Source organism: uncultured Leptotrichia sp., assembly GCF_938036635.1.
Lineage (GTDB): Bacteria > Fusobacteriota > Fusobacteriia > Fusobacteriales > Leptotrichiaceae > Leptotrichia > Leptotrichia hongkongensis.
In genome coordinates this window covers 1-8258 of the sequence record NZ_CALHQO010000048.1, presented here as the reverse complement: position 1 = coordinate 8258, position 8258 = coordinate 1, and the positions used below count along the sequence as shown (strand labels likewise).

Here is an 8258-nt window from a genome sequence, read left to right as displayed (position 1 = left end):
TTTTGTGTTTTAAATAAAACTTATTATAATTCATAGGGAAGGTTAATTGGTATTTAGAAAAATAAGAAAAAAATTTTAAAATTGAATCTAAAAAACTAAATTCAGGAAATTTAAGTTTTTAAATAAATTTTGAAAAATACCACAATTAATATTGCAATTTATGTGAAAAAATCAAACCTTTTGTTCAATTCTAAAATATTTTACTTTAATTTGTTAGAAAAAATAGGGAGGAACGGAAATGCAAGCACAATTAACAGAGAATTTAAAAAATATAATAGCAGGAATAGTAAATGTCGAATCTAATGATACGAATAATGAAAATGCCAATATGTCGGCAATGACACCAGCTGGGCAAATGATGAAATTTGCAAGCGAAGTTTCTAAAATTTACGCTTTGGAAAATTTGATTTCACCACAATTCAAGGAAGCCCATGAAAAAGGACTTATCCATATTCATGATTTAGACTTTTATTCCAGCAAGACTACAACTTGCCTGCAGTATGACCTTGAAGATATGTTTGAAAACGGATTTTATACAAAGCACGGATATATTCGTGAAGCACAGAGCATTTCTACTTACGCAACGCTTGCAACCATTATTTTTCAAACAAATCAGAATGAACAGCACGGCGGACAGGCTATCCCAGCATTTGACTTTTATATGGCAAAAGGAGTCTTAAAATCATTTAGAAGGCATCTAAAAAAACGAATTTTAAGTTTTTTAAAAATAAAAAATGGAATCGAAATTACTAAGGATAAGGAAGAAAATATAAAAAATTTTCTAAAAGGAAATATTTCTTCAATAAAGTGTAGCGAAAATATAATAAAATTAATGGAAAATTTTTTTGAAATAAAAAAAGATGATTTAATTAAACTTTTGATAGAAACTTATGAAGATACTGAAACTGAAACTTATCAAGCAATGGAAGGATTTTTGCACAATCTGAACACAATGCACTCACGTGGCGGAAATCAAGTTGTTTTTTCTTCAATAAATTATGGAACAGATACTTCAGAAGAAGGAAGAATGGTTATCCGTGAACTTCTAAAAGCGACATCAAACGGTCTTGGTAAACATGAAACACCAATTTTCCCAATACAAATCTTTAAAGTAAAAGAAGGTCTTAATTATTCTGAAAATGACTACAATCTAGCTAGAAACGATTTTGATGGAATTTTAGAAACTGTGAAAAAACAAAAAATTTCTTATGAAAATAATTCAGAAAATAAAAAAAATATTTTTGAAACACCAAATTTTGATTTACTACTGCTATCCTGTGAAACTTCAAGCAGAAGACTATTTCCAAATTTTGTTTTTCTCGATTCAGAATTTAACAGACACGAAAAATGGAAAATGGATGATCCGAAAAAATATAAATACGAAATTGCTACAATGGGCTGCCGTACACGTGTTTTTGAGAATGTGAATGGTGAAAAAAGTAGTCTTGGACGTGGAAATCTATCATTTACAAGCATTAATTTCCCTAGAATTGCAATATTGACAAGAAAAAAAGTAGAAAATGAAATTTTAGAAATGGAAAAAGCTGGTAAATTTTTAAACGAAGAAGAAAAAAATAATAAAAAAATCAAACTTTTAACAGAAGAATTTCAGAAAAAAGTCCTAGAAACAACATATCTAGCTGGAGAACAGCTTTATGAGCGTTACAATTTCCAAAAAACTGCTCTTGCAAAGCAATTTCCATTTATGAGAAGCAATAATTTGTGGAAAGGGCTTGGAGTAAAGGATGGAAATGAAGAAGTAGGAGAAGCCATAAATTCAGGTTCACTTTCGATAGGATTTGTTGGTGGATCAAATGCAATGTACGCCTTATTTGATGTAGAACATGGAACAAGCGAAGTTGCCTATAAAGTGCTTTATGACACAATTGAGAAAATGGGCACAGTCGCAGATGAATTTAGAGATAAATATCATTTAAACTATTCGATTCTGGCAACTCCAGCTGAAAGTCTGACAGGAAGATTTTTGCGTATTGACAGAAATGAGTTCGGAGTAATTAAAAATGTTACAGACAGAGATTATTACGTAAATTCATTCCATATTGACGTAAAAAAAGAAATCAGTCTTTTTGACAAAATTAGAAAAGAAGCGCCGTTTCATAAACTAACAAGAGGAGGGCACATCACTTATGTGGAACTGGATGGAGAAGCTCGTAAAAATATAGGTGTTATGCTAAAAATTGTAAAAGTAATGAAAGATACGGGAATTGGCTACGGTTCGATAAACCACCCTGTTGACAGATGTAGAGATTGTGGAACAGAAGCGATAATTTATGATAAATGTCCAATTTGCGGAAGTCACAATATTTCTAGAATTAGAAGAATAACAGGTTACTTGACAGGAGACTTGGACAGCTGGAACAGTGCAAAACAGGCTGAAGAGCAGGATAGAGTAAAACACGGCGTAAAATAATGCAAAAAGTGAGGTAATTTAAAGTGAATGAAGAACAAGAAATAAAAGAAAAAAATTCAGAAAATCTAAAAAATGATTTTACATTAAGGCTTTTAATGACTTATAAGGAAACCATTGTTGATGGTATCGGTCTTCGTTATTCACTTTATTTTGCAGGTTGCTCACATGCCTGCCCTGGCTGCCACAACGAATATTCATGGAACCCCAATCATGGAAATATACTCACATATGAAAAACTAGAAGAAATTGCTAAGGAAATAAATGAGAACACCTTGCTTGATGGAATTACAATAAGTGGTGGCGATCCTCTTTTTAATCCCACAGATATGTTAAAAGTGCTAAAATTCCTAAAGGCAAAGACAGGAAAAAATATATGGCTTTATACTGGCTATACAATCGAACAGTTACGTGAAGATGAATTACGTAAAAAATGCCTTAAATATGTAGATGTACTAGTCGACGGACGATTTGTAAAAGAACTTTATGACCCAAATATAAAATTTAGAGGAAGCAGTAATCAGAGAATTATTAATAAAGAAGAATTCTTTATTTAAATCTTAAAAAATAAAAATTTCATTTTATACCAAAAACATATAGAAAAAACTCAAAAATAATGCTAAAATACTTGTATAAAATTATGTTTTATAAAAAATTTTAATAAATAGAGGTGAAATAGTGAAAGAAAAAATTATTATCATCGATTTTGGTTCACAATACAGCCAATTAATTGCCAGAAGAATTAGAGAGATGGAAGTTTATTGTGAAATTGTGCCTTTAATTGATATTGAAAAAATAAAAAATGGAGAAGAAAAGGTAAAAGGTATCATCTTTTCAGGAGGTCCTGCTTCAGTTTATGAAAAAGGCGCTCCAACTGTAAATCCTGAAGTATTTAACTTAAATCTTCCGATTTTGGGAATTTGCTATGGAATGCAACTAATCACACACTTAAACGGCGGAAAAGTTGAAAAGGCAGATTCAAGAGAGTTTGGGAAAGCTGTATTAGAAGTAGAAAATAACGACAATCCTTTGTTTACAGGAGTAAAAAAATCTTCTAACATCTGGATGAGCCACAACGATCACATCACAGAATTGCCAACAGGTTTTGAAATTATCGCAAAAACAGATTCATCAATCGCCGCAATTACAAACAATCACGGAATTTACGCACTTCAATTCCACCCAGAAGTAGTCCATTCTGAATGTGGAACACAAATTTTAGAAAATTTTGTATTTAACATCTGTAAATGCGAAAAAAACTGGAAAATTTCAAGTTTTATTACTGAAAAAACAAAATCCATCAAGGAAACTGTCGGAGATGAACACGTACTGCTTGCCCTTTCTGGTGGAGTAGATTCATCAGTTGCCGCAGTTCTGATTAACAACGCAATCGGACACCAGCTTACTTGTATGTTTGTAGATACTGGTCTTCTAAGAAAAGATGAAGGAAAAAAAGTTCTTGAATATTACAAAAAGCACTTTGACTTAAACATTGTTTTCGTTGATGCAAAAGACAGATTTTTAAACAAATTAAAAGGTGTAGACGAACCTGAAGCCAAGAGAAAAATCATCGGAAACGAATTTATCGAAGTCTTTAACGAAGAAATCAGAAAACTTAAAGGACAGGAAGGTGCAAAATTCCTAGCACAAGGTACAATCTATCCTGATGTAATCGAATCTCAATCTATAAAAGGCCCTTCGCACACAATAAAATCTCACCATAACGTAGGAGGATTGCCAGAAGACTTGCAATTTGAATTACTTGAACCTTTAAAAGAACTATTTAAAGACGAAGTACGAAAAGTAGGACATGAACTTGGACTTCCTGACACAATTATAAAAAGACACCCATTCCCAGGCCCAGGACTTGGAATCAGAGTTATCGGAGAAGTAACTCCAGATAAAGTAAAAATCCTTCAAGAAGCTGACGACATCTTCATCACAGAACTAATGGAAAAAGGACTTTACGACAAAGTAGATCAAGCATTCGTAACATTACTGCCTGTAAAAACTGTCGGCGTTATGGGCGATCAAAGAACTTATGAATACGTAGCAGCTATTCGTTCAGTAAATACCATCGACTTCATGACTGCCACTTGGTCAAAACTTCCTTATGAATTCCTTGAGGAAGTATCAAATAAGATTATAAACAAAGTAAACGGTATTAATAGAATTGTGTATGATATTTCTTCTAAGCCACCGGGGACTATTGAGTGGGAGTAGGAAAGAATTAAATAAGAAGAAAGGAGTCTGATTCATTTAAATATTTAAATGAATTTAATGGTCAAATGAATTTAGGTTGGAATTTTCCAAGTAATAATAATGGTACAATTTTAGGAATTGGTGAAGCAGGAATTGAAACATTTAAAGGTGACCTGCTTGGATCATTAGCTAGAGAAATTTGTCAAAATTCTCTGGATGCATGCTTAGATCATAGTAAACCTGTAAGAGTAGAATTCTCTTTAAATTCTGTAAAAAAAGAAAAAATCCCTGATACTGATTATTTACATAAAGTTCTAAATTTATGTAAATCCTATTGGGATAACTCTAAAACTAATACTTTTTGTGATAGAGCTATTGAAATCTGTAGTAGAGATTTTATAGATGTAATGCGTATTAGTGATTATAATACAACTGGACTTACAGGTTCAGATAAAGTAAAAGAGTCAACATGGCAAGACTTAGTTAAATCATCCGGAGTCTCTAATAAAAGTGGAAAAGCAGGCGGAAGTTTCGGAATAGGAAAGTCCGCTCCTTTTGCTTGCTCAGAATTAAGAACTGTATTCTACAGTACTTTTGATAAAAATAATCTAAAAGCATATCAAGGTGTCTCTAAATTAGTCTCATTTGAAAATTTTGATAAAAGTTATATTACGCAAGGAACTGGGTACTATGGAAGAATTTCTGATAATTCTGCAGTAAATGATTTATTTTCTATAGATGAATATGTGAGAAATGAGTTTGGAACTGATTTATACATATTAGGATTTATAAAAGAAAATAATTGGATGGAAGAAATTACTAAATCAATAATTGAAAATTATCTAATCAGCATTTTAGAAAATCACTTAGAAGTAATAATTCATGATATAGTTATATCTAAAGAAAAAATTCATAGTTTAATGGAAAATTACAAAGAAAAAATACCATTAACATATAATTATTATCAAGTATTGACTGATAGTGAATCCAGATGCATAAAAAAAGATTTTCAAAACCTTGGAGAACTTGAATTAAAATTACTTATAAAAAAAGATTTCAGAAGAAAGGTGTTAATTGCCAGAGATAACGGGATGAAAATTTTTGATAAAGCAAATATTTCAAGTTCAATTCCATTTTCTGGAGTCTGTGTTTTAAGAGCACAAAGTATAAATGAATTTTTTAGAGAAATGGAAAATCCTCAGCACAACAATTGGGAAGAAGATAGACATAGTAATAAAACTTAAGCTAAAAAAAGAAAAAAGGAACTATTTTCTTTTATAAAGGAAGAAATTCTAAAAATTGGAAATGAAACTATTTCAGATGAGATGGATGCAATTGGGATAGGAGAATTTATTCCAGATAATATTGAAACTAAAACAGATAATAATTCTGAATCTGAAAATATAAATGATAATATAAAAAGTTATACTTCTTTAGAAAAACATACAGAATTGAAAATTGAAAAAAATAAAAATTTATCTGATAATAAAGAAAACTTTACTAGTGAAACGGATGATTCTGGACAAATTTCTGATAATTCTGATTTTTTATCCCCTAATTATTACTATGAAGATGGAATTATAAAAAATAAAAACTTCTTTGATAATGAGAATTTTATTGAAGGCGATTATCTAGATGAAAACATGAAGCTCAAAAAAAAATTTGATAATATAACACCATTAAAATTAAGATTATTTTTATATGATATGGAAAATAATATATATAAATTATCTTTTACTTCTGTTGAAACAACTAAAAATACATCTATAAAGATTTCAGCCTCCGGTGAGCAAAATAATACACATGTAATTTTAGAAAAAGCTGAAAATGAAAAAAAGGAACCTTTAAAGTTTAGGAAAAATAGTATTTTTATTGGTGATGTAACTAAAGGAAATAAATATCACATTTTTTATAAAATTAAAAGTAATGAAATTTATTCTATGGAGGTAGCTATTTATGGACATAAAATATAAACTTTTTCCATATCCAGTTCTATGGAATAAAAATGATGACTATAAGACGTCTACTTTTGATTGTGATATTCAATTACAAAGAGAAATTAAGAAATTTAATTTGAAAGTTCATTTTAAGCTTGATAATACAGAGCTTGCTGAAATGATTAAAAATGAAGAAGTTGAGTATATTTTACACATTGAAAGTTCTGCAACATCATACAGATTAGTCAAAAATACAAAAAGTGATAATTTGTCATTTGAATTAATAGATAAAAATTTACTTGGAAAAATTAACCTTTGCCCTTTCATCGTAGCTAAAAAAGATTTAATAAACTTTACTAATTCTGATTGGAATTCTGAATATGATAATACAAAATTTAAAATCTATAAAGGAAGTATTTTAGCAATAGGAACCCAGCAAAGTTTTTCTGTAGAAAGAGAAAATGATGATTTATCTCATCTCCCGTCTATCTTTATGATTTGTAAAAAAGAAACTGACGAAAAATCTCCAATAGAAATTAATCTTAGTTCAGATAAAATAAGAATAATGTTAAATATTAATGATTACAATAATTACAGTAATTTTAAATTTGGAAATAACGACAATATTAATATCATTAATTCATTCCTGATTTTCCCTACACTAGTATTTGCATTTGAAAAACTCAGAGAAAACTTTGAAGAATTTAAAGAATACCGATGGTTCTCTTCTATAAAAAAAACATTTGAAAAATATTCTAAATCTTTTAATGAGGATTTGTTTAAAAGTGATTCTGTAACTTCTTTCGAATTAGCTCAGGAAATTTTAGAACTTCCAATCAGCAAATCTCTTATAAGCCTAAATATTATAAATAATTTAGAAAATATCGAAGAGGAGCAATAAATATGAAGATATACTTTATGAAGGAAGAAGCACTCTATTATTTCAAAACTAATGTAGAAATTTTTAAACATGAATATTTAAATAAAGAAAATAATTGGATTATTGAAAAATATAAATCTTTTAAAGGCGAATCTCCTTTTGGTGAATTTAAATTGGAAGTACCAGATTTTACATTAGAAACTAATGAAGAAAAACCGGAATATACTGATTTTAATAATGTAAAAAAACTATATGATGCTTTAAAAGACTTATCTAATATTCAAGCTACTGATGAAAGATTATGGGCTGGATTAGCACACTATAATTTTTGGAATTATATGCTATATAGAGGAAAATTTACAAATGATATTGATAAAAATAAAATTCTTTCTGACTTTTTCTTCCAATCCAGTAAAAGAAGAAATCTGATTACTCATTCTCTTTCCAGATTATGGTGGATAGGAAGACTGACATATGATAAAAAAAGGCAGAATCCTTATGAAGCCTTAGAATATTTAAAAACTGATTTCAGAACAAAAGTTTTAAGCCTTTTTTCCAGTAATTTTACCAGTAATCCAAAAATAGTACGTGCAATTTTAATAGCAATATCTGAAATAGAGCAAAATGGTAACAAAGTAAATAGGGAAAGTTTTTTAGAACTCATCAGATATGTCAATCTTTTAGGAGGAATGATTATTCTGGACTACCTTTCTGAGGAAGAACTGAAAAATAAAATTATCGAGCATTATTATAATCTAAATAAATAACTTTGTATAATTTATAAAATTAGATTTTGAATTCTATTAGATTA

General features: G+C 29.3%; 7 protein-coding genes. All 7 read left to right on the top strand.

Annotated elements, in window-relative coordinates; genetic code table 11:
• Positions 1-238: 238 nt before the first annotated feature.
• The 7 genes from Q0370_RS00810 to Q0370_RS00780 all read left to right on the top strand — a co-directional run bounded on the left by Q0370_RS00810 (position 239) and on the right by Q0370_RS00780 (position 8214).
• A complete protein-coding gene (locus Q0370_RS00810) occupies positions 239-2431 on the top strand; it encodes an anaerobic ribonucleoside triphosphate reductase (protein ID WP_299570767.1) in 2193 nt (730 codons plus the stop codon).
• Positions 2432-2454: 23 nt separating this feature from the next.
• Positions 2455-2985: an anaerobic ribonucleoside-triphosphate reductase activating protein gene (nrdG, locus tag Q0370_RS00805; protein ID WP_299570764.1), complete on the top strand. Its 531-nt coding sequence runs from the start codon at positions 2455-2457 to the stop codon at positions 2983-2985.
• A 118-nt stretch (positions 2986-3103) separates the two neighbouring features.
• Positions 3104-4651: a glutamine-hydrolyzing GMP synthase gene (gene guaA / locus Q0370_RS00800; protein ID WP_299570769.1), complete on the top strand. Its 1548-nt coding sequence runs from the start codon at positions 3104-3106 to the stop codon at positions 4649-4651.
• A gap of 65 nt (positions 4652-4716) precedes the next feature.
• Complete coding sequence (locus Q0370_RS00795) at positions 4717-5874, top strand: hypothetical protein (protein ID WP_299570761.1); 1158 nt, start codon at positions 4717-4719, stop codon at positions 5872-5874.
• 81 nt (positions 5875-5955) lie between these two features.
• A complete protein-coding gene (locus Q0370_RS00790) occupies positions 5956-6603 on the top strand; it encodes a hypothetical protein (RefSeq protein WP_299570758.1) in 648 nt (215 codons plus the stop codon).
• On the top strand, positions 6587-7468 hold the full coding sequence (locus Q0370_RS00785; RefSeq protein ID WP_299570756.1) for a hypothetical protein: 882 nt from the start codon (positions 6587-6589) through the stop codon (positions 7466-7468). The genes Q0370_RS00790 and Q0370_RS00785 overlap by 17 nt, the downstream gene beginning before the upstream one ends.
• 2 nt (positions 7469-7470) lie before the next feature.
• Positions 7471-8214 (top strand): DUF6339 family protein, encoded by a 744-nt coding sequence (locus tag Q0370_RS00780; protein ID WP_299570754.1) that lies wholly within the window; start codon positions 7471-7473, stop codon positions 8212-8214.
• Positions 8215-8258: the final 44 nt, after the last annotated feature.